Here is a 25,481-nt window from a genome sequence, read left to right as displayed (position 1 = left end):
ACTCATGGCCACCTCTTCCCGGTGGGGGGACGGCTCTCCGTGCCCCCCGATTCGCTCCGCTCATGGGTCGTTCGCCGATCGCTCTGCTCTGGGATGGCCCGCTCGCCGAAACCTATCGGTTCCGCGGCGGGGGCAGACCGGGACCAGCTCTCGTCAGGGGCCTCGCCGTCCTCCTTCTCCTCGGTGTACGGCTCGTCGGCGGCGGTCAGTTCGGCGGCGGTCAGTTCGGCGGCGGTCAGTTCGGCGGCCGAGAGCGCGCGGGGGCTCTCCTCGACGGGGGACGGGCCGTGCAGGCCGTCGTCCACGACGCCCAGTTCGTTCAGTTTGCGCGCGCTGACCAGGACGCGGGTTTCGAGCGACCCGACCGTCCGGTTGTAGGACTTGACGGCCCCGGTGAGGGCGCGGCCCAGGTCGTCGACGTGCTGGCCCATCGTCCCGAGGCGCTCGTACAGCTCCTTGCCGAGTTCGAAGACCGCGCGGGCGTTGCGGGAGAGCGCGGCCTGCTGCCAGGCGTACGACGCGGTGCGCAGCATGGTGATGAGCGTGGTCGGCGTCGCGATGTGGACGCGCCGCCGCATCGCGTACTCCAGCAGGGCCGGGTCGCGGTCGAGCGCGGGCGCGAGGAACGCCTCGCCCGGGATGAACAGGACGACGAACTCCGGCGCGGGGGAGAACGCCTGCCAGTACGACTTCGCCGCCAGCCGGTCGACGTGGTCGCGCAGGTGGCGGGCGTGCGCCTCCAGCCGCACGGGATCGCCGCTCTCCGCCGCCTGCAGGTACGCGGCGAGCGACACCTTGGAGTCGACCACGATGTTCTTGCCGCCGACGAGCCGGACCACCATGTCCGGACGGACGGTCCCGTCGACGGTCGCCGCGCTCGCCTGCTCGTCGAAGTCGCAGTGGTGCGTCATCCCGGCCAGCTCGACGACGCGGCGGAGCTGGAGCTCGCCCCACCGCCCGCGCGCCTCCGGCCGCTGCAGCGCCCGGACCAGCGACTGCGTCTCGCGCCTGAGCTGGTCGGAGCTCTGCCGGACGAAGTCGACCTGCTTCGCCAGCATCGCGTGCGACTCGCGGCGTCCCGTCTCGACCTCGCGGAGCTGCTCCTCCACCTTCGCGAGGGTCTCCTTCAGCGGCGCGACCAGGTGCTCGACGGCCTGCTGGCGGCGCTGCAGCTCGCCCGCCGCCTCGGCCCCGGCCGCCTTGAGGCGCGCGTCGGCCAGTTCGAGGAACCGCTGGTTGCTCGCGTCCAGGGCCTTCGCGGACAGGCTCTCGAAGTGCTCGGCCATCCGCTCCTCGGCGTAGGCGAGCTTCTCCTCGGCCGCCCGCGCCCGCGCGATCAGCGCGCCCTGCCGGCCCGTCGCGAGCGCGTACCCGGCGACGACGCCGAACACGGCGCCCACGAGGAGACCGGCGAACAGCGCGACGTCCATCGCCTCATCGTGGCAGCGCCGCGCCGATCGGCGGCCGCGACGCGCCGTGTCGCCGCCCGTCCCGGGACATTTGGCCCAACCTTCACCCTCTCGCGGGCCGCCGGAGGTTCCGGGCAGCCCGAGAGGTTCGCCGACGCCCATAAACTTGCGGCCGTGAGCCTCTCCATCGGAATCGCCGGGCTGCCCAACGTCGGCAAGTCCACCCTGTTCAACGCGCTGACCAAGAACGACGCGCTGGCCGCCAACTACCCGTTCGCGACCATCGAGCCCAACGTCGGCGTGGTCGGGGTGCCCGACCCGCGGCTCGGCGTCCTCGCGGAGCTGTTCGGCTCGCAGAAGATCATCCCGGCGACGATGGAGTTCGTGGACATCGCGGGCATCGTCAAGGGCGCGTCCGAGGGGCAGGGGCTCGGCAACAAGTTCCTCGCCAACATCCGCGAGACGAACGCGATCTGCCAGGTCATCCGTGCCTTCGAGGACCCGGACGTCACCCACGTGGACGGCGACGTCGCCCCGTCCCGCGACATCGAGACGATCAACACCGAGCTGATCCTCGCCGACCTCCAGACGATCGAGCGCGCGCTGCCGCGCCTCGACAAGGAGGCCCGCACCAAGAAGGACAAGGACAAGCTCGCCGTCGTCGACGCCGTCACCGCCGCGCAGAAGCTGCTGGACGACGGCGTCACCCTGTTCGCGGGCGCCGCGGCCGCCGGGATCGACCTGGAGCTGCTGCGCGAGCTGCACCTGCTCACGGCGAAGCCGTTCCTCTACGTCTTCAACCTCGACGAGGGCGAGCTGACCGACGAGGCGCTGCGCGGGCGCCTGCGCGACCTGGTCGCCCCGGCCGAGGCCGTCTTCCTGGACGCCAAGATCGAGGCCGAGCTGATCGAGCTGCCGGACGACGAGGCCCTCGAACTGCTGCAGGGCATGGGGCAGGAGGAGTCGGGGCTGTCGCAGCTCGTCCGGATCGGGTTCGCGACCCTCGGCCTCCAGACGTACCTGACGGCGGGCCCCAAGGAGGCGCGCGCCTGGACGATCCGCAAGGGCGCCACCGCGCCCGAGGCGGCCGGCGTCATCCACACCGACTTCCAGCGCGGCTTCATCAAGGCGGAGGTCGTGTCGTTCGACGAGCTCACCAAGGCCGGGTCGATGGCCGCCGCCCGCACGGCGGGCAGGGTCCGCATGGAGGGCAAGGACTACGTCATGCAGGACGGCGACGTCGTCGAGTTCCGCTTCAACGTCTGAGCGTCTTCGACGTCCGGGTTCTCGTTTCTGGGCAGGCGCGTGACCTCTGTGATTTTGGCTACAGATGGTTCTCGTGGGCCCTGTGGGCCTGGTGACTCCGCTTGGCGTCCCGTGACGCCTCAAGGGGCCGCTGAGCTGGGAGTTCTGCCGGAAATCATCCTGAATCCGACACAATGCCGGTTTCTTTCGGAAACAGATTGCGGTCGTGGGCGACACCAGGTGAGCAACTGACCGCCGACTCGTGCCGCTTGTCCGGATCCTTGACCTGCGCACTGTTCGGAGGCCCGGATAGGGGATCGTCACCGTTTGGCAATCTTCCCCGTTCCTGCTGAGGTGGATTGCATTATCCACAACCGCGTGCCGGGGCTGTGCTTCGCTGCGATGCGCTGGAACAATTGACGCTCGTGGTTACCCTGGGCCCGAGGTGGGTTCAGAAAAGCCACCGGGCAGGACGACCACGCACACACGACCAGGCATACACAGCAGGCATACACCAGCAGGCACACAGGACCGCGCCGACCGGGGGCGAGGCGCGAGCGGAGGCAGGATGGCTCGCAGGTCGGCCGCGGGACGCGGCCGTGACACCGCCGTTGTCGAGGAGACGGCGGCGCCCGGCCGGGCGCTCGCCTCCTCCGCCGACCCGTGGGACCTGCCGGGCGGCGACCGGCGCCGCGGCGGCTCGGACGGCGGCGGGCGGCGCGGCGGGCGCTGGGGCGGGTCCGGCGGCCGCTGGTGGGTCTGGGCCGGACGCGCCGTGCTCTGGGCGCTGATCATCGTCATCCTGGTCAACGGCGTCCGCGCGCCGCTCGAACGGTTCACCTCCGACGACTCGTCCGGCGGGTCCGGCGGGACGGCGACGCCCGGCGCGAAGCCCGCCCGCGGCGCCGGGTTCCCGACGAGCGCCGCCGGCGCGTTCGCCATCCAGTTCGCCAACGTCTACCTGAACTACGACCAGAAGGGCGCGCCCGCCCGCGAGGCGCAATTGCGCACGTTCCTGCCCGACGGCGCCGACGCCCAATTCGGCTGGAACGGTGTCGGCCGGATGCAGGTGCAGTCCGTCCAGGTGGCCGGAGTGGACGCCCGCGACGCCAACAACGCGACGGTCACGCTGCTCGCCCGCACCGCCGACAAGTGGCTCCGGCTCGCCGTTCCCGTGTACGCCGACAACGGCGGCGCGCTGGTCGTGTCGGCCCGTCCCGCGCTGCTTCCCCCGCCCACCAAGGCCCGGCTTCCCCAGGGCGGCGTGCAAGACCGCGACACCGCGCTCGAGGGCGAACTCCAGCCGTTCCTCGGCACCTTCTTCCAGGAGTACGCGACCGGTAACCAGGCCGCGCTGTCGCGCTTCTCCGCCGACGGCGCGACCATTCCGGGGCTCGCCAACTCCGTGGCGTTCGTGCAGGTCAAGTCGGTCGTCGCGCCGAAGGGGTCCGCGGGCGAGCGCACCGTCACCGCGACGGTCGTGTGGCAGCCCGCGGGCGGCGGCGGGGGTGAACTGGAGCAGGCCTACCAGCTCGTCATGGTCAAGAAGGGCGCGACGTGGCTCGTGCGCGACATTCGCGGCACCACGCAACCGAACGCATCATGAAAGGCCGCGATTTGAAGAAGCCGACCCCTGAATCCGCCGACCTAGGAAGGTAGCCAGTCGATGCTGCACCACATCATGGCGTCGATTCCACATGAAATTCTGGCGGCGCCCGAGAACGACGAACTCAAAACAGACGATCTCGCCGACTGGCTGCGCCAGATATTCGGTCCGCTGTTCCTGGTGATCGTCTCCATTGTGGCGATCTTCTTCCTGTTCACCCGGGAGATCACGCGCTTCGTCCAGTTCATCGTGCTGGCCATCGGGATCGGGGTGATCTTCTACGTGCCCAACATCATCGAGACCACGGCCAAGGCGATAGCCAAGGCCCTCGGCGTGGACGTCACCTGACCGCGAGGTCGGCAGGCGGCACGGTGCTCGCGCAGTTAGGGGAGTAGGGGCGTGGATCTACCCACGTACACGAACATCTGGCGCATCGAGAAGCGGCTGTACAAGCTGTACGACCTGCGGTTGCCCATGCCGCTGCCGCTCGTCCAGATCGGCGTGTTCCTCGGGGTGTTCGTGCCCTGGATCGTGCTCCTCAGGGTCGTCGGCATCCCGTTCGAGTCCCCGTGGCACGTGCTGTACATCGTCCCGCCGGGAGTGCTGACCTGGCTGGCGACGCGGCCCGTCATCGAGGGCAAGCGGCTCACCGAGCTGCTGCTCTCCCAGGGCCGCTACCTCACCGAGCCGCGCACCTGGTGCCGCCTCACCCCGATCCGGGAGCCGCGCGAGGTCGTCGTCGTGGCCCGCGTCTGGCGCCGTGCGGGCGCCCCCGCCCCGGTCGCCGCCGCGGAACGCGCCGCGATCAAGTCCCGCCGCAAGGGCCGCAGGGCCGCCGCCGAACCGGCGCCCGCCCGCGCCGCTCAGCCGGTCGCGGCCGCGGTCGCGGAGCCCGCGCTGGTGCCGCGCCCCGCCGTGGCCACCGCGCCCCCGTCCCTGGGCGCCTACGCGGCCCAGCACGACGTCCCCGCCCCCGCCGAGGCCCTCGCTCCCGCCGCGCCCAAGCCGTGGCGCCGCACGACCCGCGACATCTCGCACGAGGACGACGTGCAGCTCGCCCCCGCCGAGTACGAGCAGCCCCCGGCGGCTCCCCGGCTGGAGGCCCCCTCGGGCTCCGGCAAGCGCGCCCTGGCCTCCGGCGTCCGCCGCCCCGGCGCCCCCGCCGAGATCTGGCAGGCCGCCGCCCCGCCCGCGACGACCCCCGACGTCCCGCGCCAGGCCCCGGCGCCGCGGCCGGACGTCCGCCGCGCCGCCGAAGAGATCGCCAACGCGACCCCCCAGGCCCCCGCCCTGCCCCCGGCCTCCCCGCCAACCCCGCAGACTCCCGAGCCCCCGGCTCTCCCAGCCTCCGGCCAGCAAGGCGCCGCACCACGCGAGCGCGCCAACACGCCCGCAATCCCCGGCCCAACACAACCGGCGGACACCCGAGCATCCGAAGCCCAGCCGCCCGTCCACCACGACGGGACGCCCGAACAAGCCCACCCAACCCCCGCCGAAGGAACCAAACCACCTTGGCCGGACGGCGCAACCACGCCAGCCGAACGTGACGGTGCTGCCCTTGAGCAGCCGGACGTCTCACAGCAGCCTGCGGAAGACCCGAGGTCGGCAGGTGCGGGCGAGCCGGGCGAGCGTGATGGCGCTGCCGCCGTCGAGCAGCCGGGCGTTCCTGGCCAGCCTGCCGAGGGTGCCAGGTCGCGGTGGCCGGAAGGTCCGCGTGGCGGTGCTGGTACCAATGAGCAGGCAGGCGACTCGCAGCAGCCTGCGGAAGGCGTGAGGTCGGCAGGTACCGATGCGCCGGGTGAGCGTGATGGCGCTGGCGCTGTTGAGCCGTCGGGCGTTCCTCGGCTGCCCGCCGAGGGCGCACGGTTGCGGTGGCCGGAGAGCGCGGCGACGGGTGACCAGCGTGATCGGGCCGGTGCCGTTGAGCAGTCCGGTGCGGACGTCGGACGGCGTGCTCAGGACGACTCGGCGGGGACGCCTTCGGAAGGTGTGCGCGAGCGGGTCAGGGGCGTTGCCGGGGCGGCGGACGGGGCCCAGGACGGGGAGCGCGTACGCGAAGGTGAGACCGGTTCCGCTGGAGAGCCGGGGGATGTGCGCGTTGGTGGACGCGGCCCGCAGGTCTGGTCGGCGGGGGAGACGCGGCGGGACGTGCGGCAGGAGTCCGGGGAACCGGGCGAGCAGCCGGTCGGCCAGCATCCCGCCGAGAGCGCGTCCAATGGCGAGGCCGGGGACAAGAAGGTCGCCGGACAGCGCACGCCGTCGCAGCGGCCGTCGCCGCCCGCGCCGCCCGCCACGCGTCCCGACATCCCGGTCGTGCCGGGAGCGTTCGGGGCGCGTCCGCAGAACGGCGAGGGCGCGCAGCCGCCCGAACGGCAACTGCCGCAGACCCCTCAGCTACGGCAAACACCTCAATTGCCGCAGACTCCCCAGCTCCCGCAGAGCCCTCAACTACCGCAGGCTCCTCCTCGGCAGGCGCAGGCGCCTCAGCAGCCGGTAACTCCTCAGCAGCCGCCGACTCACCAGCAGGCACAGACTCCTCAGCAGCCGCCCGCTCCCCAGCAAGCGCAGGCTCCTCAGCAGGGGCAGGCTCCTCAGCCGCCGCGGATGGAGCCGCGGCCGTGGTCGCAGGGGCTGTCGAACCCGCCTCGGCCTGCGGCGGCGGAGCACACCGCCTGGCCGTCCGTCCAGGAGCCGCAGCGGCAAGAGCCGCAAGAGCCGCAGCAGGCGGTCGAGGCGGTAGGGGAGCAGGCGCCGCCTCGGGAGGTCAGGTCCCAGCCCGCGTCGCCCGTCCGGCCGCGGCCGCTGCCGCCGCCGCCCGCGCCGCCGCAGTCCGGGCCCGCGATCACGCCGCCGGACCCGGAGCACGAGGTCACCGGCGGCGGTCTCCGGCGGCTGTTCCACGCGGTCGGCGGCGGGCACGGCGACGTCGACGCCGACTACGAGCAGCGGCTCCAGCAGCCGTTCCACGGGACGCGGCACATCGTCGTCCTCGGCTGCACCGGCGGCGCCGGGCAGACGGTGACCGGCCTGATGCTCGGCCACACGTTCGCCCAGCACAACGGCGAGCCGATCGTCGCGGTGGACGTGAACCCGGGCCCCGGCGCGCTCGCCCGCCGGACGCGCAGCGACACCAACGAGACGCTCACCGGCCTCATCACCCGCGCCGACCAGGTCGGCAGCCTGACCGCGATGCGCCGCTACACCTCGCAGGCGAAGTCCGGCCTCGACGTCATCGCGGCGGGCAAGAACCCGCTGCAGGCGCTCGACGACCGCGACTACGCGCTCGCGATCCGCACCCTCGACCGGTTCTACTCGGTGACGCTGCTGGACGCGGCGGCCGCCGTGGTCGCGCGCGTCCTGCCGTACGCCGACCAGCTCGTCCTCGTCGCCCCGGCGAGCGCCGACGCGCCGCGCGCGGTGTCGATGACGTTCGAGTGGCTGGACGGCCACGGCTACGAGGAGCTGCGGTCCCGCGCGGTCACGGTGATCAACGGGGTGAGCCGCCGCAGCATGGACGACGTCGAGCAGGCGGAGGCCGTGGCGCGCGGCAGATGCCGGGCGCTGGTGCGCATCCCGTGGGACGATCACCTCAGCATGGACCGCGCGCCGCGCAACGAGCTGAAGTCGTTGCGGACGCCGACGCGCCGTGCCTATCTTGCCCTCGCCGGCGTGGTCGCCGGCGGCTTCACCGTCATGCCCGAGCGTTACCAGGAGTTCCAGCAGGAGCAGGAGGCCACCCGATGAGCGCCCCTCGCGGGCATCGAGCGGACACCGTCGTCGGACTGGCGGGCGCGCCTGATCTTGATGACCGTCCGGACGGCGAACACTTCCCCCGACGGTCCTGCACGCCACCCGGCGCATCGGGACAATGGACCGGGGTTGGGAGGGGCGCGTGAGCAAGTCGAGCCGACTGGCGGTGCGGTACTTCGACGACCGCGTCCTCCTCACCGACAACGCCGCCTGGGCGTACTTCCGCCTGCCGACCGTGTCGTACGAGTTCACGACGGGTGAGGAGCGCGAGGCGCTCGCCACCAACATCACGATCGCGCTCGCGGGCATCCGGATGCAGGACGCCGAGGTCCACCTGCGGATCGCGCACCGGACGTACCCGGCCGCCGACTGGGCGCTGGCCCTCGACCGGACGTCCGACGGCGGCTCCGGCTGGCGCGAGTACCTGGAGGAGACCTACGCCCACGTGTGGGCCAAGGACTTCTGGACCAAGGAGGTCTACCTCGGGGTGAGGCTCGGGCCGCGCGGGATGGGCGCGCACCTGTCCGGCGGGGTGCTGTCGCAGCTCCTCGGGTTCTACAAGCGGAGCGAGAAGGTCCTCGGCGTCGTCGACGACGCGATCGACAAGAAGGAGATCGCCCGCTGGACGGAGCAGGCCGAGCGCATCGGCCGCGCCCTCGGCGGGTCCGCCCTCTACGCGCGGCACGCCACCTCCACCGAGGTGGCGTGGCTGTTCCAGCACGCGGTGACGGGGTCGCTGGCCGACCCGCCGCCGTCCGCCGTGTCGCGCCGCACGTGGGGCAAGGGCGAGATCGAGTCGCTGGTCGAGGGAGCGATCCACAACGGCCGCTCCTACCTGCGGATCGAGCAGCCGAACTTCACCGGCGCGGGCGGCGGCGCGACGGCCGCGTCCTACGTCGCGTACCTGTCGTTCGCCCGGTTCCCCGACATGATGCCCTTCCCGGACGGCGAGCCCTGGTTCCACTACGCCGACGCCCTGCCGTTCCCGGTGGAGATCAGCGCGCGGATGAAGCTGATCCCTCCCGCGAAGGCGTCCAAGGACGTCTCGCGCAAGCTCGCGCACGCCCGCGACATGGACCAGCACATCCGGGAGGCGGGCGCGGAGGCGCCGATCGCGCTCGCGGAGCAGATCGACGCGGCGCGGATGCTGGAGCACGGCATCACGAAGGAGCGCCTGCCGTTCGTGTACGGCTGGCACCGGCTGATCGTGTCGGCCCCGACGGAGGAGCTGCTCGCCCAGCGGGTGGACGCGGTCGTCGAGCACTACCGCGACATCGGCATCGACGTCGTCAACTCCACCGGCGACCAGTTCTCCCTGTTCCTGGAGTCGCTGCCCGGCGACCAGATCAGGCTGAACGCGTACGCGCAGCGCCAGCCGCTGCGGACGATCGCGGGCGGCATGCCGGTCGCGACCGTCGACCTCGGCGACCGCCCGGACGAGAACGACGAGGGCTGGATCGGCCCGTACGTCGGCGAGACGCTCGGCCGGGCCCGCTCGATCGTGCACTTCGACCCGCTGGTCGCGGCGGCGCGGAACCGTCCCACCGCGGTCGCGATCACCGGCGAGCCGGGCGGCGGCAAGACGACCCTCGCGCTGCTGCTGATCTACCAGATGGCGCTGCGCGGCGTGACGGTCGCGGCGATCGACCCGAAGGGCGACGCCGAGTCGCTGGTGGAGCTGCTGAAGGCGCGCGGGCGCAGGGCGCGCATCCTGCCGCTCGGCTCCGCCGCGCCCGGCCTGCTCGACCCGTTCTCGTTCGGCGACGACCTCGCCACGATGAAGACGATGGCGACCGAGACGCTGCGGCTGCTGCTGCCGCGGATGTCGGAGGAGCGCGAGTCCGCGATGATCCAGGCGGTCGGCGCGGTCGCGAACGCCGAGCGGCCCTCGCTCGGCCGGGTCGTCGACCACCTTGAGGCGTCCGACGACCCGGCGTCCAAGAACCTCGGCGCGGTGCTGCGGTCGATGTCGGAGATGCGGCTCGCGCGGCTGTGCTTCGACCCGTCCGGCGGCGAGCGCATCGACACCGAGGGCTGGACGACCGTGTTCACCCTCGGCGGGCTCACCCTCCCGGACGTCGCGATCTCCCGCGAGGACTACTCCTACGAGCAGCGGCTGTCCGTCGCGCTGATGTACCTGGTGTCGCAGTTCGCGCGGCGGCTCATGCACGGGCTCGACCGGCGCCTACCGAAGGCCATCTTCCTGGACGAGGCGTGGGCGATCACGTCCACGCCGGAGGGCGCGAAGCTGATCCCCGAGGTGTCGCGGATGGGACGGTCCCGCAACACCGCGCTGATCCTCGTCTCCCAGAACGCGGGTGACCTGCTGAACGAGCAGGTCACCAACTGCCTGTCGTCGGTGTTCTCCTTCCGCTCCACCGAGCGGGTCGAGGTCGGCAACGTGATGTCGCTGCTCGGTGTGGAGGCGTCCGACGAGCACAAGGCCGTGCTGCGCAACCTCGGCAACGGCGAGTGCATCTTCCGTGACCTCGACGGCCGAGCGGGGCGCATCGGCGTCGACCTGATCTCCGAGGAACTGCAGCGTTGGCTGGACACCAACCCCACCCGGTCGAGACCGGGCTCGTCCGAACTGACCGTCGCGGGGGCAGAGGTCGAGGAGGTCGGCAGATGAGAACCCGCGACCGGATGGCGCGCCTGCAGCGCTCGCCCGGCCAAGGTCTCGACCGTTCCGTGCTCGCCTCGCCGCGGCGCCGGCGGCTGCGCCGCGCGCGCCAGCCGGTGCTGGTGATGCTGGCGGCGGTCGTGCTGATGGTCGGGCTGTCGCCGATGGCCAGCGCCAACCCGATCTTCCCCAGCCCCAACGACGTCTGCAAACCGGCCGACAACCCGGCGCCCGAGCAGTACGGGTCGGGGACGGACGGCCTGATCAAGCCGCCCGACTACCCGAACCAGGAGCTGAGGAAGACGCCGGTCGAGCAGCTCACCTACTACGACCGCTACGGGACGGCCGGGCAGACCTGGTACGCGGTCGACATGGGCTGCTCGGACGCCATGGCGCTGATGGGCAACGGCCTCGCCAACACGGTGTTCACCGCCGTCCGCGCCATCGACCGGACGACGATCAGCGTGTACCAGGCGGCCGCGTCCGAGTCGCTGCTCGGCTGGCTGAAGAGCACCGTCGACGGCGTCATCACCGACATGGGCAAGACGTTCAACGCCCGCTACTGGTCGTGGGTGGTCATCCTCGGCGCGATGTGGCTGGCGTGGTGGGGGCTCGTCCGGAAGCGGGCGAGCAAGGTCACCGAGGGCGTCGTCTGGATGGTCGTCGCGATGGTCGCGCTGGTCTGGCTGATCGCGCGTCCGTCCGACTTCACCACGCTCGGGACGAAGACGTCGGAGGCGACGAGCGCCGCGTTCAACGCGGCGTTGCCGCAGAGCGGCACGACGGGTGGAGTGTGCATACCGGCGCCCGGCGGCAAGCCCGACCCGGCCGCGTCGCAGAACCTGGACGCGACGTCCCGCAACGCGAACCGGCTGTGGGTCGCGCTGGTGTGCAAGCCGTGGCTGCAAGGCGAGTTCGGGACGACCGACCCCAACGCCAAGGTCGTCAAGGACAACGCCGACAAGCTGCTCTGGGCGCAGGCCGTCGACCTGCCGGAGACGTACGGCGCGAACCAGGCCAACCTCGGTAAGAAGGCCGACGCGTACAAGGACGTCTCGAAGAACATCAAGGAAGAGCATCCGGGGACGTATCCGCTCTACCAGGGCAAGAACTGGGAGAACCGGCTGGCCGTCGCGTTCGGCGGGCTGCTCGCCGCGCTGGTCGCGGGGGTGCTGATCCTGGTCATCGCGATCGCGCTGATCGTCGTGAAGATCGCGTTCCTGCTCCTGCTCGTGGCGGGGCCGATCTTCCTCGGGATCGGCATCCATCCCGGCATCGGCCGGGTGATCGCCGTCCGCTGGCTGGAACTGCTGCTGTCGATGCTGCTCAAGCAGGCCGCGCTGATCGGCGTGCTGTCGCTGCTGCTGTGGGCGTACGGGCTGATCCTCAGCGAGACGCTGCCGTGGGGGCTGCAGATCCTGCTCATCGCGCTGGTGACGTTCGCGGCGTTCATCTACCGCAAGCCGTTCCAGCACCTGTTCTCCGCCGTCGGCTACTCGGCGATCGGCTCGCGGGAGAAGAGCGAGGCGCAGCTCAACCGGTCCGTCACGGAGGCGCGCCGGAGCACGATGGGCGTCGCGTCCGCGGTGCCGGGGGCCGGGCTCGTCCGCTGGGCGAAGCGGGAGGCGGCGTCCGAGGCCGTCGCGCCCGGCGCGCAGCGGGACACCTCGCCCGCCACCGCCGCGGTCGCGTCCGACCGGCGGGCCGCGGTCACCGGGACGGGCGAGGGCCAGTCGCCGGAGGACGCGCCCGTCCTCGCGGCGAGGCCGCGCGGCGGATCCGCCGCCGCGCACGGCCGGTCCCGGCGCGGCGCGCCGCCGCTGAACCTTCCTTCGCGGGCGCTCGGCGAGCGCAGCAAGGACGGCGGCAGTGGCAGCGGTGTGAGCGGCGGTGTCGGCGGCGGTGTGAGCGGTGGCGGCGGCGCGGGCGAGCCGGTCGGCGCGCGGCCGGGCGGCGGGAAGCCGTCCACGGGCACGGGCGGCGGGACCGTCCGGCCGACGTCCTGGTCCGGACGCGGCGGCACCAACGGCGGCACCAGCGGCGGCGTCAGCGGGGGTAACGGCGGCTCCGGGGGCAGCTCAGGCGGCTCCGGCAGCTCCGGCGGTTCGGGCAGGTCGGGCGGCTCCGGTGGTAGCTCGGGCGGCGGCAACGGCTCCGGGAACGGCGGGGGCGGCGGCTGGTTCGGCGGACGCTCGTCCGGCGCGGCGGAGCGCGGCCGCGCCCGCCCCGGCGGCGGTAACAGCGGCGGCGGCGGTAACAGCGGCGGCGGCGGAGGTAACAGCGGCGGCGGCGGAGGCAACAGCGGCGGAGGCGGGAGCGGCGGCGGGTCGGAGCCCGAGCCGAACATCCCGCGCCAGCGCGGAACGGCGGGCGGCGGCACCCCGCCGCGCAGCGGCCCCGGCGGCGGGCAGACGCCGCCGCCCCTGTGGGGCCGGCGCGGCTCCGAGGAGAGCCCGCCCATCCCGTTCTGGCTGCGTCCGGTCGACCGGGACGAGTGATGAACCTGAACGAACGCCAGCGCAGGCTGCTGTTCGGGGGGCTCGTCGTGGTGCTCGCGGCCATCGGCGTCTACCTGACCGTGGCCGGTCCCGGCGACGACGACTCCGGCGACCCGGACGCGCGCCCGCGTCCGACCGCGACGGCGACCGCGACGGGCCCCGCGTCCCCGCCGCCCGGGATCCAGGGCGCGGTCGATCCGAACTCCTTCGACGTCTACCGGCTGCTGCCGTTCTCCCGCGAGGAGTTCGCCACCGCCGCCGACCTGGCCGGACGGTTCGTCGCCGCGTACGGGACGTACCGCTTCGACGAGCCCCCCGAGACCTACGCCGCCCGCCTGACCGCCCTCACCAGCGGCGACCTCGGCCCGCAGCTCGCCCGCGACGCGTCCACCCCCGGCATCCTGGAGGAGCGGCGCCGCGAGCAGGTCGTCGCGCAGGGCTCGGCGAGCATCGACCAGGTCCGCGACATCGCCGACAACTCGATCATCTTCGTGGTGACCGGACGGCAGCAGGTCACCAAGGGCGGCAGGACCAGCAGCGACAGCAAGCGGTACGCCGTGACGGTCGCCCGCGACGGCAACTCCCTCAAGGTCTACTCGTTCCAGCCCGCCGACGCGGGGCAGGCGGGTGACACGGGATGAACCGGCGGCTGCTGATCGCCGGTGCGCTCTGCCTCGCCGCGACCGCGTTCGCCGCGCTGCTGATCGTCCCGGTCCTGTTCGGGACGAGCCGGTTCATGTTCGGCGGCGGCATGGCGGGCGGCGGCGGCTGCGTCGACACCTCCGGCGCCGGCGCGCAGCCCGCCGCCGCGAACGACGCGAAGGCCATCCCGGCCAACTACCTGGACCTTTATAAGGGCGCGGGGCGCGCGTACGGCATACCGTGGAACGTCCTCGCCGGGATCGGGAAGGTCGAGACGGGGCACGGCACGTCCACGCTCCCGGGCGTCAAGAGCGGCGAGAACTACGCGGGCGCGGGCGGCCCGATGCAGTTCCTCGCCGCGACGTGGAAGTCGTTCGCGGTCGACGGCAACAAGGACGGACGCAAGGACCGCTACGACCCGGCGGACGCCATCCCGACCGCCGCCGCCTACCTCAAGCACAACGGCGCCCCGCAGCGGATGCGGACCGCGATCTTCCAGTACAACCATTCCTGGGAGTACGTGAACCTCGTCCTGGACTGGGCGGAGAAGTACGTCGGCGGCGACTTCAAGGTCGTCCAGGCGAACGGCATCGACTGCGCCGACAACGACCTCCCGCAGAACGCCTCGGAGCTCGTGAAGAAGATCATCACGTTCGCGATGGCGCAGCGCGGCAAGCCGTACGTGTTCGGCGCGAACGGCCCCGACGCCTGGGACTGCTCCAGCCTCATCCAGGCCGCGTACCGGTCGGCGGGCCTCGCCATCCCGCGCACGACGTTCGAGCAGTGGCCGTACGGCGTGAAGGTCGGCAAGGGCAAGGAACTGCCCGGTGACCTGGTGTTCTTTAACTCCGGTCCGGGGACGTCCTCGAACAGCCCCGGCCATGTCGGCATGGTGATCGGCAACGGCAAGATGATCGTGGCGAGCTGCTCGACGTGCGTCCCGGCGATCGGGGTGAAGACGTACAAGCGGCCCGACTGGGTGGGGGTGACGCGGCCCCTGGCGCGTCCCGACGTCCAGAAGAAGGTCGACGCGCTGGCCGGCTGACGGCCGGGCGGGCTAGCGGTAGCGGCGCCTGCCGATGACGAGCAGGAGGTCGCGGAGCGCGTCGGCGGCGCCCCGGACGTCGCCCGCCGGGACACCCGCCATGACCTCCTCGTGCGCGTCGGCGGACGCGGCGAGGGCGCGCTCGGTGACCCGCAGCCCGACCGGGGTGAGCTGGACGAACCGGCTGCGCGCGTCCCCGGCGTTGGCCTCCCGCTCGACGTAGCCCGCCTTCTGCAGCCGCTGGAGCACGTTGCTCGTCCCGCCGGAGGTGAGGAATGCGGACCGGGTCAGCTCGCTCGGCCGCAGCCGGTACGGCTCGCCCTCCCGCCGCAGGACGGTCAGCACCTCGAACTCGGCGTAGGTGAGGCCGAGTTCGGCGAGGTCGGCGCGGAGGGCCTGCTGGAGGAGCATGGTGATCCGCCCGGCCCGCTTGCCGACCTCCAGCATCGCGATGAGCGGCTCGGGGAGCCCGTCCCGCCGCCAGGTCTCGGCGACCGCGTCGATGTCGTCCCGTGGTCCGCCGTCGTTTGCTCGCACCCGCCGAGAATACTCGCTCGCCCCATTGCTTTCTAAAAAGCTTGTTTCTAAGCTTTGTCGTATGACGACGTCAATGCTGCTGCTCCGGAACGGGCTCGTGATCGACACCGACCCCGTCCCCACCGTGCTCGGACACGCCGACGTGCTCGTCCGGGACGGCCTGATCGCCGCCGTCGGCCCCGGCCTCGACGCCCCGCCGGACGCCGACGTGCTCGACGCGACCGGCGGCCTCGTCCTGCCGGGGTTCGTCGACACGCACCGGCACGTCTGGCAGGCGGGCATCCGCGCGATCCTGCCCGACGCGACGCTGCCCGACTACCTGCGGCGGATCCTCGGCGAGCTGGCGCCCCGGTACCGTCCGGACGACGTGTTCGCCGGGACGCTCGCCGGCGCCCTGGAGTGCCTCGACTCGGGCGTCACGACGCTGGTCGACTGGTCGAACATCCAGCTCGGGCCCGGCCACACCGAGGCGAGCGTCGCGGCCCTGCGCGACTCGGGCGTCCGGGCCGTGTTCGGCTACTGCCACGGCGGCGGCGAGGACCTCGACGCGTTCGCCGCCGAGACCGCCCGCGTCCGCCGCACCCACTTCGACGGCCCGGGCGGTTCCGGAGGGACGGTCTCCATGGCCATGGCCGCGCTCGGCCCCGAGATCGCGGGCGAGGAGCGGGCGCTGCGCGAATGGCGGCTGGCGCGCGACCTGGACCTGCCGATCACCGTGCACATGGGCGGCTTCGGGCCGGAGAGCGCCGCCCGCGGCCTGGCGTTCCTCGACGCCCACGGCCTCTGGGACCGGCCGGTGTCCTACGTCCACGCGAACCACTACACCGGCGACCAGTTCAAGCGCCTCGCCGCCCACGGCGGGACGGTCTCCGCCACCCCCGCCGTCGAGGCCGTGCTGGACATCGGCCCGCCGCCCACCGGGCGGGCCCGCGACGCGGGTCTCCCCACCGGCCTCGGCGCCGACGTCGTCTCGTGTGGCCCCGGCGACATGTTCTCGATCATGCGGGCCGCCTACGTCCTGGAGCGGGGGCGTCCCGGCGGCGCCGGGCTCGGCCTCACCGCCGCCGACGTGCTGCGGATGGCCACGATCGAGGGCGCGGAGGCGATCGGGCTCGCGGACGTCACGGGGTCGCTGGCGCCGGGCAAGCAGGCGGACGTGCTCGTCCTGCGCACCGACACGCTGGGTCTCGCGGCGGCGCACGACCCGATCGCCGCCGTCGTCCTGTCGGCGGACGTCCGCAATGTGGACACGGTCCTCGTCGGCGGCCGGGTGGTGAAGCGCGGCGGGACGCTGCTGGGGCAGGACGTCCCGGCCCTGCTCGCCACGCTGGCGGAGTCGGCCCGACGCTTGACCTCCGGCTGACGCCGCGCCGGGGTTCCGCCGCCGGACGCGTGGCGGACGGATAATGCGAAGGGGAATGACGGACCGGCGTGGCATGCTGATCCGCGTGGAGCCCGACACCAAGGAGTCACAGACGACCACAGAGCCGGAGATCACCATTCGGGTGGCCGACGAACTGCTGATGTTCCTGCCCGCCGTCCGCCGCGCGCCGGTGAACCGCGTGGCCTGCGACGGCACGTCCACGCTGGGGCATCTGGTGGAGTCGCTCGGCGTCCCGCTGCCGGAGGCCGGTCCGATGACCGTCGGCGGCGAGCCCGCGGGGCCGTCCACCCGTCCGGCGCCGGGCGACGAGGTGGGGGTGGCGGCGGTGCCGCGGCCGCAGGCCGTCCCGCTGGAGCCGGGGCAGGTCGCGCCGCGCTTCCTGCTCGACGTCCACCTCGGCACGCTCGCCCGCCGGATGCGCCTGCTCGGCCTCGACACCGCTTACCACAACGACATGGACGACCCGGCGCTCGTCGTCCAGGCGAACGAGGAGCGCCGCGTCCTCCTCACCCAGGACCGCGGGCTGCTGCGCCGCCGGGCGCTGTGGTTCGGCGCGTACGTGCGCGGCTCCCGACCGGACGACCAGCTGCGCGACCTGCTCGACCGGTTCGCCCCGGTCCAGCGCCCGTGGACGCGGTGCACGGCGTGCAACGGGGAGCTCGTCCCGGTCGCCAAGGAGGAGATCGAGAGCGCCCTCCAGGCGGGCACCCGCCGCAGCTACGACGTCTACGGCCGCTGCTCGGACTGCGGCAAGATCTACTGGCGCGGCGCGCACGGCGACCACCTGGAGCGGATCGTCCGCGAGGCCCGCGCCTACGCCGCCGCGTCCGAAGCCGCCGCCGCGTCCGCCGCCGGAACCGCGTCCGGGGCCGGGCGGTGACCGCCGTGATCGTCGTCGTGGGCGCGGCGATCGTCTCCGGCGGGCGGCTGCTGACCGCGCAGCGGGCCGAGCCGCCGCACATGGCGGGCGGCTGGGAGCTGCCGGGCGGCAAGGTCGACCCGGGGGAGTCCGACGAGGACGCGCTGGTCCGCGAGTGCCACGAGGAGCTGGCGGTCAAGGTGCGGCTGGAGCGCCGGGTCGGCGGCGACTGGCGGCTCAGCGACCGCGCCCTCCTCAGGGTGTGGACGGCCCGTCTCGTCGAGGGCGAGCCGCGCGCCCTGGAGCACCTCGCGCTGCGCTGGCTGGCGCTCGCCGAGCTGTACGAGGTCGACTGGCTCCCGGGCGACCGCCCGGTGATCGACGTCCTCGCGGCCGACGCCGCCGCCTACGGCCTCGGCGTCGCCTCGGGACAGGGAGAGTGACGGGGGCTTCCTGCCGCGCCGCAGGAAGCCCCCGACGTCTCATCCCTCGATGACGCCCGCGTCCGCTCAGGAGATGCGGTTGGCGCCCGCGAAGTCGGACCGGTCGGACAGTTTGGAGATCTTCACCACATCGCCGGTCTGCGGTGCGTGCAGGAACTTGCCGTCGCCGAGGTAGATCCCCATGTGGTGCAGGCTGCCGCCGAAGTACACGAGGTCGCCGGAGCGCAGCTCGCTCCGCGAGACCTTGGTCCCCAGCGCGAACAGGTCGCCGGTGTAGTGCGGCAGGCCGGGCTTGCCGACCTGGGTGTAGGCCCAGACGACGAGGCCGGAGCAGTCGAAGCCGCTCGGTCCGGCGGCGGCCCACACGTACGGCGAGCCGATCTTGGTGAGCGCCTTGCGGGCCATCTTCGCGGGCAGTCCCGAGCCCTTGACGGTCGCGCTCAGGCCGGTGTGCGGGTCGCGGACGTGCGTGGTGGACAGCTTGTCGAGCCGCTTCATCACCTCGGCGACCTTGCCGCGGGCGGCGGCGCGGGCCTGCTTGGCGTCCTCGGCCGCCTTCTTGACCTGCGCGGTCTTGGCCTCAGCCGACCGCTGCGCCGACTCGGCCTGGCCGATCTGCTTCTGCAGCGCCTGCACGGCCGCGGCCTGGTTCTGCGCGAGGTAGGCGCGGTCGGACAGGCCGTCCGGGGAGCCGCTCGAACCGAAGATCGCGTCGGGCGCGCCGGTCATGTAGTTCGCCGCGGCCAGCTGCCCGAGCCGTTCCCGGGCGGGCGCGGCGGCGGCCCGCAGCCGCGCGGCCTCGGCGGCGGCGGCGCGCTGCGCCTGCATCGCCTTGCCCAGGTCGACGCGGGTCTTGTTGTACTTCTCGGTGAGGATCTCGGCCTCTTCGTTCAGCGCGTCGAGGCTCTTGCGGAGCCCCTGCTCCGTCGTCGGCGTGGGGCTCGGGGTCGCGGCGGCGGTGAGCGCGGCCACGGGCGCGGCGTGGGCGGCGACGGGAGCGGCGGCGCCGAGGCCGATGACGAGCAGTGCGGCGGTGGCGGCGGGCGTGAGCCGCCGCCGATGCGGAGCCGGTGTCAAACCGGTGTTCTCCTCTCCTCGCGCGCCTACCGGGTTAGCTGACGGGTTCGGGCCAGGAGTCGCCCTACGGCGCGCCCTCGCGGGGCGCGCCGATTCACCCCGGGGGGTTGGGTCCCCGGTTCTCCCGGCGTACGGGAGATTCGGCGCTCCGGCCGCAGCCCCGGGGGGTGGGACTCCGGACGGCCGGATCTCGGGCAGATTACAAAGGATCGGCAAAGTTGGCGAATCGGCCCCGCCGCCGCGGGCCGGTCCGGACGCCCGCGCGGGCCGGCGCCGGACGGCCGCGCGGCTCGTCCGCCGGGGCGGGTCGCGCGCGCGGGGAAGTAGAATAGGTGGCTGCCGCCGTTTGCGGTGAATCCCGAACTCTCACGCAAGGCGAACCCGCATGCCCATTTCCACGCGCGACGACCTTCGGAACGTCGCGATCGTCGCCCACGTCGACCACGGCAAGACGACGCTGGTCGACGCCATGCTCTGGCAGTCCGGCGCCTTCCGCGAGAACCAGGACGTCGACGACCGGGTGCTCGACTCCAACGACCTGGAGCGCGAGAAGGGGATCACGATCCTCGCGAAGAACACCGCCGTCCGGCACAACGGGCTGACCATCAACATCATCGACACGCCGGGCCACGCCGACTTCGGCGGCGAGGTCGAGCGCGGGCTGTCCATGGTGGACGGCGTCGTCCTGCTGGTGGACGCCAGCGAGGGCCCCCTCCCGCAGACCCGGTTCGTCCTGCGCAAGGCGCTCGAGGCGAAGCTCCCGGTGATCCTCGTGGTCAACAAGACCGACCGCCCGGACGCCCGCATCGACGAGGTCGTCGACGAGACGTACGAGCTGTTCATGGACCTCGACGCCGACGAGGAGCAGATCGACTTCCCGATCGTGTACGCCTCCGGCCGCGCCGGCCGCGCCTCGCTCGACAAGCCCGCCGACGGCGAGATGCCGGGCAGCGAAGACCTGGAACCGCTGTTCAAGGTCATCACCGAGACGATCCCGGCGCCGTCCTACGACCCGGACGCGCCGCTCCAGGCGCACGTCACGAACCTGGACGCGTCCAGCTACCTCGGCCGGATCGCGCTCTGCCGCGTGCACGCCGGGACGATCAAGAAGGGCCAGCAGGTCGCCTGGTTCCGGCACGACGGCAGCGTCGAGCGCGTCAAGATCACCGAGCTGCTGATGACGGACGCGCTCGCCCGCAAGCCCGCCGAGGCGGCGGGGCCGGGCGACATCATCGCGATCTCCGGCATCCCCGACATCATGATCGGCGACACCATCGCCGACCCGGACGACCCGCGCCCGCTCCCGCTGATCACCGTGGACGAGCCCGCGATCTCCATGACGATCGGCACCAACACCGGTCCGATGGCGGGACGCGAGAAGGGCACCAAGGTCACCGCCCGCATGGTCAAGGACCGGCTCGACCGGGAGCTCGTCGGCAACGTGTCGATCAGGGTGCTGCCGACCGAGCGTCCGGACGCCTGGGAGGTGCAGGGCCGCGGCGAGCTGGCCCTCGCGATCCTGGTCGAGAACATGCGCCGCGAGGGCTACGAGCTGACCGTCGGCAAGCCGCAGGTCGTCGCGAAGACGATCGACGGGAAGAAGCACGAGCCGGTCGAGCGGCTCACCGTCGACATCCCCGAGGAGCACCTCGGCGCCGTCACGCAGCTCCTCGCCGTCCGCAAGGGCCGCATGGAGCAGATGACGAACCACGGCACCGGCTGGATCCGGATGGAGTTCCTCGTCCCGGCGCGCGGCCTGATCGGGTTCCGCACCGAGTTCATGACCGAGACGCGCGGCACCGGCATGGCGCACCACGTGTTCGAGGGGTACGAGCCGTGGTTCGGCGAGCTGCGGACGCGGCCGTCCGGCTCGCTCGTCGCCGACCGCGCGGGCGCCGCCACCGGCTACGCGATCACGAACCTCCAGGACCGCGGCACGTTCTTCGTCGGGCCGACCACCGAGGTGTACGAGGGCATGATCGTCGGGGAGAACTCCCGGTCCGACGACATGGACGTCAACATCACCAAGGAGAAGAAGCTCACGAACATGCGGTCGTCCACGGGCGACGAGCTGGAGCGGCTCACCCCGCCGCGGCTCCTCTCCCTGGAGGAGGCCCTGGAGTTCTGCCGCGAGGACGAGTGCGTCGAGGTCACGCCGGGCAACGTCCGCATCCGCAAGGTCGTGCTGGACGCCAAGGAGCGCGAGCGCATGCGCGCCCGCTCCAAGCGCGCCGGATGACCCGCTGAACGAGCCGAAAGGGGCGGCCCGCGGATTCCGCGGGCCGCCCCTTTCGTCTTGTCGTGGGCTTTAGTTGAGCTGGACGGTCCCGGTGACGTCGGCGGCCAGGCGGAGCTGGTCGCCGTCGCGGAGCGGGGCCTCCACGCCGCGGGGGAGGCGCTCGCCGTTGACGAACGTGCCGTTCGTGGAGCCCTCGTCGCGGACCCACGCCGTCCCGGACGGGTCGAGCCACACCGTCGAGTGGCGCCGCGACACGTTGTCGTACTGCGTGAACGTGGACGCGACGGGGGACTGGCCCGCGTCCCGTCCGAGCACGAGGTGCTGGCCGACGGACACCTTCAGCTCGCCCGTCGGGAACTGCACCCGCAGGACGGGCGTGCCCTTCTGCGGCAGCGGACGCAGGCACGAGTCGCACTGCGCGGCGCCCGGGTTGGACAGCACCGCCTCGCAGTACGGGCACATGAACGCCGTGCTGTCGGGCTGGCGGGGCTGGTTGTGGTCGGCCGGGAGCAGGGTCGCCTCGCGGCCGTGCGGCGGCATCGGCGGCTGGCCGTGCTGCTGCGGCGGCGGACCGAACTGGTGGTCGCCTGGCCCCGGCTGCGGGGCGCCGCCGCCGAACTGGTCCTGCGGCGGCGGACCGTACTGGTCCTGCTGGGGGGCGCCGAACTGATCCTGCTGAGGCGCGCCGAACTGGTCGCGCTGGGGCGCGCCGCCGCCGTACTGGTCCTGGGGCGGCTGCCCGTAGTGCTGATCGCGCGGCTGCTGGTACTGGTCCTGCTGCGACGGGTACTGCTGGTCGGGCTGCGGATAGGGGTCGGCCATCGGCGCCTGCTGCTGCGGCTGGCCCCACGGGTCCCGCTGCTGTTGCTGCTGCGGCTGGCCCCACGGGTCGCCGGGCGGCTGCTGCCCGCCGGGCTGGCCGCCGTGCTGCTGCGGCTGGCCGTACTGGGGCTGCTGCCCGTGCTGCGGTTGCCCGTGCTGAGGCTGTCCGTGCTGAGGCTGTCCGTGCTGGTCGGGAGCCTGCTGCTGGGGCGCGCCCTGCTGGGGCACGGGCGGCTGGCCCCACGGGTCCTGCTGCTGCTGCGGCTGGCCCCACGGGTCGGACGACTGCCCCGAACCGGGCTGGCTCTGCTGCGGCGCCTGGTGCTGGGGGGCCTGGTGCTGGGGTGCCTGGCGCTGCGGCGCGCCCCACGGGTCCTGCTGCTGCGGCTGGCCGTACTGGGGTTGGCCGCCCTGCTGCTGCGGCCCGCCGTACGGCTGGCCGCCCTGCCGCTGCTGCCCCTGGCCCTGCGGCGGCGGGTAGCCCCGCTGCGGGTCGTCGTACCCGCCCGGCGCCTGCCGCTGGGCCCCGCCGGCGCGCGCCAGGTTGGCCCCGCAGCTCATGCAGAGAAGATCGCCCGGCTGGAACGGCTCGTCACAGACAGGACAGTTCAAGGTCGCCATGACACATCCCCCGAGCGCACCCCGGCGCGGTCGAGCCTCGACGTGAGGTGCTCCATGTCACCCCTTCGCGGGATCCCGATGTAGTACACCCGCCTTCCCTCCGGCCCTTCGTCCACGGACACCTGTACTCGGGGCCCTGTAGCTTCTCCAGTCTTCCCGTCGCCGGCCAGTGCTCCGTACCGTTCCCGTCCCAGCGGGGAGAGCGGCACGACTCGCTGGTTGGCCGATCCCCTCCAGAGTAGAGAGCCTCCCTCGGAGTGTCGCCCCCCCGGGTTGAGCCGGTCGACGTACGGCCCCGCGATCACGGCGTCGCACATGTCCAGGATCTCGCGCGCCTCACGGGTGCGGGACAGCCGAGAGTACACATATCCGCTGTAGACCAATATGTCCAATGTCATCGTCTCACGGTCGGGGCCGTCCCGCCACGCGTGTATCCCGCGCAGCAACGCGGCCAGCGCCGCCGGCTGCTGGAACGGTTCGCCTCCGGAGATCGTGACACCGTCGACCGGGCCGGGGAGGGATTTCAGCCACCCGAGAACGGCCTCGACGGGGACGGCCTTTCCCTGGTCGGCGTCCCACGTGTCCCTGGAGAGGCAGCCGTTGCAGTGCAGCGTGCAGCCCTGCGTCCAGACGCCCGCGCGGGTGCCGGGGCCGAGTGTGGTCACCGGGTAGTGCGCCTTCGCCAGCAGCAGCGCCGCCCCCGCCGGGTCGCGGGCGTCCGGCCCGGCGGGCCCGGCGCCGGAGGTCACTGGATGTCCAGATGGACGATGCTGCCCTCGCGCCGGATGCCGGTCACCGTGATCTCCTCGTCCGGCGTCAGTTCCCGGTCGAACAGCGCCCGCGCCAACGGGTTGACGAAGACCGACTCCAGCGCCATTCCGATGCCGCGTCCGCCCTTGTCCAGTTCCTCGGTGCACCAGGCGCGGAGCGTCGTGAGCGCCTCGCCCTTCACGGTGAGGCGGAGCCGGTGCTCGTCGGTGACGCGGCGGCAGATGTTGGCGAACTGGAGGTCGAATATCTTCTGCGCGGCCTCGTCCGAGATGAAGTCGAACACGACGATGTTGTCGCCGAACCGGTTGAGCAGTTCGGGACGGTTCAGCACCTCGGTGAAATGGTCGGCGACGGCGCCCTTGATGCGCTGCTCGACCTCGTCGTAGGTCATCCCGGGTGTGATGTTCTGCACACGGTTCGGCGACGCGTGCGGGGCCTGCGGGAACGAGTCGCGCGTGGTGAGGTCGCGTCCCGGCACGTACATGCCGAGGTTCGACGTGAAGATCAGGATCGACTCGGAGAAGTGGACGGTGTTCCCGCGCCCGTCGGTGAGCCGCCCGTCCTCCAGGATCTGGAGGAACTTGTCGAGGATGCGCGGGTGCGCCTTCTCGATCTCGTCGAACAGGATGACGCGGAACGGGTCCTCGCGGACGGCGTTGGTCAGCTCGCCGCCCGCCTCGTGGCCGACGTATCCGGGCGGCGACCCGATCAGCCGGTCGCCGGAGCCCTCCCCGGAGAACTCGCTCATGTCGAAGCGCAGGTAGGCGGACTCGTCGCCGAACACCAGCTCGGTGATCGCCTTCGCCAGCTCCGTCTTGCCGGTGCCGGTCGGGCCCGCGAAGAACAGCACGCCGCGCGGGCGGCTGCCCGACCGCGTCGCCTGCGCCCCGGACAGCCCGAGCACCGCCCGCTTGAGGATGTCGAGCGTCTTCGTGACGGCCTGCGGCTGCCCGATCACCCGCTCCGGGACGCGCTTCTCGCCCTCCAGCACCCGGCGGCGCAGATGGCCGCGGCTCCACGGGTTGTCGAGCACGCCGAGCTTGTAGGTGCGGACGGCGTCCGGCAGGTCGGGCAGGTCGACGCTGCGCTCCTTCGCGAGCCGGGTCACCTCGATCATCGACTGGAGGGTGAGGCCGTCGGCCTGCTCGGCGAACGCGTCGCAGGCCGCGGCGGCGGTCTCGTCCGCGCCGACGTCGGTCACCCCGAACGCGCGGGCGAGCAGCCGGGCCGTCTCCTGCCGGTCGCCGAGGTGCGGGCGCGGGATCGTGATCTCGCGGATGTTCTCGTTGTCGGTGGTCAGCCAGGGCGGCAGGTCGCCGGGCCGCTCCACCAGCCACACGACCGGGTTGTACAGGGGCTTCGGCCGCGGGCCCGTCACCCGGACCGGGCGCGCGCTGCGCGACAGCTTCGCGCAGAACCGGAAGAAGTCGCGCTCGCCGGGCTCCAGGTCGGTCGGGGTCCGCGCGATCCGGGACGCCGAGTCGATCACGAACGCGGCGCGGACGTTCTCCTCCGGCCGCGTCAGCGCCGCCAGGTGCCGGGCCAGCGCCTCCAGGGACGGCTTGTCGTCCGTCTTCACCTTGCCGAGCAGCCGCTCGGCGGCGCGGATCCCTTCGTCGCCGACGTCCGGGTCGCCCGCGTCCGGGATGATCTGCAACCCGTCCACCGGGTCGTAGACCACCATGAAGGACGCGCCGCTGGACCGCAGCGTCTCCCACAGCAGCGCCCGCAGCGGCAGCAGCCGGGCGGGCCCGACGCCGTCCAGCGGCGGCGCGAGGAAGCTGTCGTACAGGTTGCCGGACAGGACGTACTGGGAGTGCACCGAGAGCGTCGCGTCCAGCTCGCGGATGAACGGCGGCCAGCCCTGCAGGCGGCCGCCGAGCGTCGGCGATTCAATGCCCATGCGCACT

At 72.6% G+C, this 25,481-nt stretch carries 19 protein-coding genes and 1 riboswitch; of the genes, 13 read left to right on the top strand and 6 right to left on the bottom strand.

Going from position 1 to position 25,481, the window contains the following annotated elements; all coding sequences use genetic code 11:
- Nucleotides 1–2: 2 nt before the first annotated feature.
- Nucleotides 3–1,430 carry a DNA recombination protein RmuC gene (locus FXF68_RS15860; RefSeq protein WP_148759856.1) on the bottom strand — a complete coding sequence of 476 codons (1,428 nt, stop codon included), beginning with the start codon at nt 1,428–1,430 and terminating at the stop codon, nt 3–5.
- Nucleotides 1,431–1,583: 153 nt separating this feature from the next.
- Here FXF68_RS15860 and ychF point away from each other — a divergent pair, with 153 nt between their 5' ends.
- The 8 genes from ychF (at nt 1,584) to FXF68_RS15820 (ending at nt 14,818) form a co-directional block, all read left to right on the top strand.
- Nucleotides 1,584–2,675, top strand: a complete 1,092-nt coding sequence (ychF, locus tag FXF68_RS15855; protein WP_148759854.1) for a redox-regulated ATPase YchF — start codon at nt 1,584–1,586, stop codon at nt 2,673–2,675.
- A gap of 547 nt (nt 2,676–3,222) precedes the next feature.
- Complete coding sequence (locus FXF68_RS15850; protein ID WP_148759852.1) at nt 3,223–4,260, top strand: conjugal transfer protein; 1,038 nt, start codon at nt 3,223–3,225, stop codon at nt 4,258–4,260.
- A 60-nt stretch (nt 4,261–4,320) separates the two neighbouring features.
- Complete coding sequence (locus FXF68_RS15845; protein WP_067896330.1) at nt 4,321–4,608, top strand: hypothetical protein; 288 nt, start codon at nt 4,321–4,323, stop codon at nt 4,606–4,608.
- 51 nt (nt 4,609–4,659) lie between these two features.
- Nucleotides 4,660–8,004, top strand: coding sequence for a TcpE family conjugal transfer membrane protein (locus tag FXF68_RS15840; RefSeq protein ID WP_148759850.1), 3,345 nt, complete (start codon nt 4,660–4,662; stop codon nt 8,002–8,004).
- 148 nt (nt 8,005–8,152) lie between these two features.
- Nucleotides 8,153–10,642: an ATP-binding protein gene (locus FXF68_RS15835; RefSeq protein WP_246178727.1), complete on the top strand. Its 2,490-nt coding sequence runs from the start codon at nt 8,153–8,155 to the stop codon at nt 10,640–10,642.
- Nucleotides 10,639–13,131, top strand: a complete 2,493-nt coding sequence (locus tag FXF68_RS44465) for a type IV secretion system protein (RefSeq protein ID WP_148759846.1) — start codon at nt 10,639–10,641, stop codon at nt 13,129–13,131. Before FXF68_RS15835 ends, FXF68_RS44465 begins: the two co-directional genes overlap by 4 nt.
- On the top strand, nt 13,131–13,772 hold the full coding sequence (locus FXF68_RS15825) for a hypothetical protein (RefSeq protein WP_148759844.1): 642 nt from the start codon (nt 13,131–13,133) through the stop codon (nt 13,770–13,772). The genes FXF68_RS44465 and FXF68_RS15825 overlap by 1 nt, the downstream gene beginning before the upstream one ends.
- Entirely contained in the window at nt 13,769–14,818 is a 1,050-nt protein-coding gene (locus FXF68_RS15820; protein ID WP_148759842.1) for a C40 family peptidase, read from the top strand. The genes FXF68_RS15825 and FXF68_RS15820 overlap by 4 nt, the downstream gene beginning before the upstream one ends.
- Before the next feature lie 12 nt (nt 14,819–14,830).
- On the opposite strand, the gene FXF68_RS15815 is transcribed toward FXF68_RS15820, so the two are convergent.
- A complete protein-coding gene (locus FXF68_RS15815; protein ID WP_148759840.1) occupies nt 14,831–15,355 on the bottom strand; it encodes a MarR family winged helix-turn-helix transcriptional regulator in 525 nt (174 codons plus the stop codon).
- A 61-nt stretch (nt 15,356–15,416) separates the two neighbouring features.
- Here FXF68_RS15815 and FXF68_RS15810 point away from each other — a divergent pair, with 61 nt between their 5' ends.
- The 3 genes from FXF68_RS15810 (at nt 15,417) to FXF68_RS15800 (ending at nt 18,041) form a co-directional block, all read left to right on the top strand.
- Nucleotides 15,417–16,718 (top strand): amidohydrolase family protein, encoded by a 1,302-nt coding sequence (locus FXF68_RS15810; protein WP_148759838.1) that lies wholly within the window; start codon nt 15,417–15,419, stop codon nt 16,716–16,718.
- Nucleotides 16,719–16,791: 73 nt separating this feature from the next.
- Complete coding sequence (locus tag FXF68_RS15805; protein WP_148760768.1) at nt 16,792–17,619, top strand: Mut7-C RNAse domain-containing protein; 828 nt, start codon at nt 16,792–16,794, stop codon at nt 17,617–17,619.
- Nucleotides 17,616–18,041, top strand: coding sequence for a (deoxy)nucleoside triphosphate pyrophosphohydrolase (locus FXF68_RS15800; protein ID WP_246178726.1), 426 nt, complete (start codon nt 17,616–17,618; stop codon nt 18,039–18,041). Before FXF68_RS15805 ends, FXF68_RS15800 begins: the two co-directional genes overlap by 4 nt.
- Before the next feature lie 66 nt (nt 18,042–18,107).
- Here FXF68_RS15800 and FXF68_RS15795 read toward each other — a convergent pair whose 3' ends face one another.
- Nucleotides 18,108–19,118 carry a C40 family peptidase gene (locus FXF68_RS15795; RefSeq protein ID WP_148759836.1) on the bottom strand — a complete coding sequence of 337 codons (1,011 nt, stop codon included), beginning with the start codon at nt 19,116–19,118 and terminating at the stop codon, nt 18,108–18,110.
- 7 nt (nt 19,119–19,125) lie between these two features.
- Nucleotides 19,126–19,274: riboswitch (cyclic di-AMP (ydaO/yuaA leader) on the bottom strand.
- A gap of 229 nt (nt 19,275–19,503) precedes the next feature.
- Between FXF68_RS15795 and typA the strand changes: the two genes are divergently transcribed.
- A complete protein-coding gene (typA, locus tag FXF68_RS15790) occupies nt 19,504–21,357 on the top strand; it encodes a translational GTPase TypA (protein ID WP_148759834.1) in 1,854 nt (617 codons plus the stop codon).
- Nucleotides 21,358–21,426: 69 nt separating this feature from the next.
- Here typA and FXF68_RS42380 read toward each other — a convergent pair whose 3' ends face one another.
- On the bottom strand, nt 21,427–21,897 hold the full coding sequence (locus tag FXF68_RS42380) for an FHA domain-containing protein (protein WP_148351211.1): 471 nt from the start codon (nt 21,895–21,897) through the stop codon (nt 21,427–21,429).
- On the opposite strand from FXF68_RS42380, the gene FXF68_RS42375 reads away from it, so the two are divergent.
- Complete coding sequence (locus FXF68_RS42375) at nt 21,886–22,884, top strand: hypothetical protein (protein WP_187437947.1); 999 nt, start codon at nt 21,886–21,888, stop codon at nt 22,882–22,884. The two genes, FXF68_RS42380 and FXF68_RS42375, sit on opposite strands and share 12 nt — an antisense overlap.
- On the opposite strand, the gene FXF68_RS15780 is transcribed toward FXF68_RS42375, so the two are convergent.
- Both FXF68_RS15780 and FXF68_RS15775 read right to left on the bottom strand, forming a co-directional pair.
- Nucleotides 22,788–23,549 carry a 4Fe-4S single cluster domain-containing protein gene (locus tag FXF68_RS15780; protein ID WP_246178725.1) on the bottom strand — a complete coding sequence of 254 codons (762 nt, stop codon included), beginning with the start codon at nt 23,547–23,549 and terminating at the stop codon, nt 22,788–22,790. The genes FXF68_RS42375 and FXF68_RS15780 overlap by 97 nt on opposite strands.
- Nucleotides 23,546–25,474 carry an AAA family ATPase gene (locus tag FXF68_RS15775; RefSeq protein ID WP_148759830.1) on the bottom strand — a complete coding sequence of 643 codons (1,929 nt, stop codon included), beginning with the start codon at nt 25,472–25,474 and terminating at the stop codon, nt 23,546–23,548. The genes FXF68_RS15780 and FXF68_RS15775 overlap by 4 nt, the downstream gene beginning before the upstream one ends.
- Between the last annotated feature and the right edge of the window lie 7 nt (nt 25,475–25,481).

The organism is Actinomadura decatromicini, assembly GCF_008121305.1.
GTDB classification, from domain to species: domain Bacteria; phylum Actinomycetota; class Actinomycetes; order Streptosporangiales; family Streptosporangiaceae; genus Spirillospora; species Spirillospora syzygii.
The sequence above is the reverse complement of the archived record's forward strand: the minus strand, read 5'-3'. Positions and strand labels throughout refer to the sequence as shown.

Coding starts and splice junctions, on each gene's coding strand:
- FXF68_RS15845 (WP_067896330.1), top strand. CDS start 4,321: ATGCTGCACCACATCATGGCGTCGATTCCACATGAAATTCTGGCGGCG.
- FXF68_RS15810 (WP_148759838.1), top strand. CDS start 15,417: ATGACGACGTCAATGCTGCTGCTCCGGAACGGGCTCGTGATCGACACC.
- FXF68_RS44465 (WP_148759846.1), top strand. CDS start 10,639: ATGAGAACCCGCGACCGGATGGCGCGCCTGCAGCGCTCGCCCGGCCAA.
- FXF68_RS15775 (WP_148759830.1), bottom strand. CDS start 25,474: ATGGGCATTGAATCGCCGACGCTCGGCGGCCGCCTGCAGGGCTGGCCG.
- FXF68_RS15825 (WP_148759844.1), top strand. CDS start 13,131: ATGAACCTGAACGAACGCCAGCGCAGGCTGCTGTTCGGGGGGCTCGTC.
- FXF68_RS42380 (WP_148351211.1), bottom strand. CDS start 21,897: ATGCCGCCGCACGGCCGCGAGGCGACCCTGCTCCCGGCCGACCACAAC.
- FXF68_RS15820 (WP_148759842.1), top strand. CDS start 13,769: ATGAACCGGCGGCTGCTGATCGCCGGTGCGCTCTGCCTCGCCGCGACC.
- FXF68_RS15805 (WP_148760768.1), top strand. CDS start 16,792: ATGCTGATCCGCGTGGAGCCCGACACCAAGGAGTCACAGACGACCACA.
- FXF68_RS15850 (WP_148759852.1), top strand. CDS start 3,223: ATGGCTCGCAGGTCGGCCGCGGGACGCGGCCGTGACACCGCCGTTGTC.
- typA (WP_148759834.1), top strand. CDS start 19,504: ATGCCCATTTCCACGCGCGACGACCTTCGGAACGTCGCGATCGTCGCC.
- FXF68_RS15860 (WP_148759856.1), bottom strand. CDS start 1,430: ATGGACGTCGCGCTGTTCGCCGGTCTCCTCGTGGGCGCCGTGTTCGGC.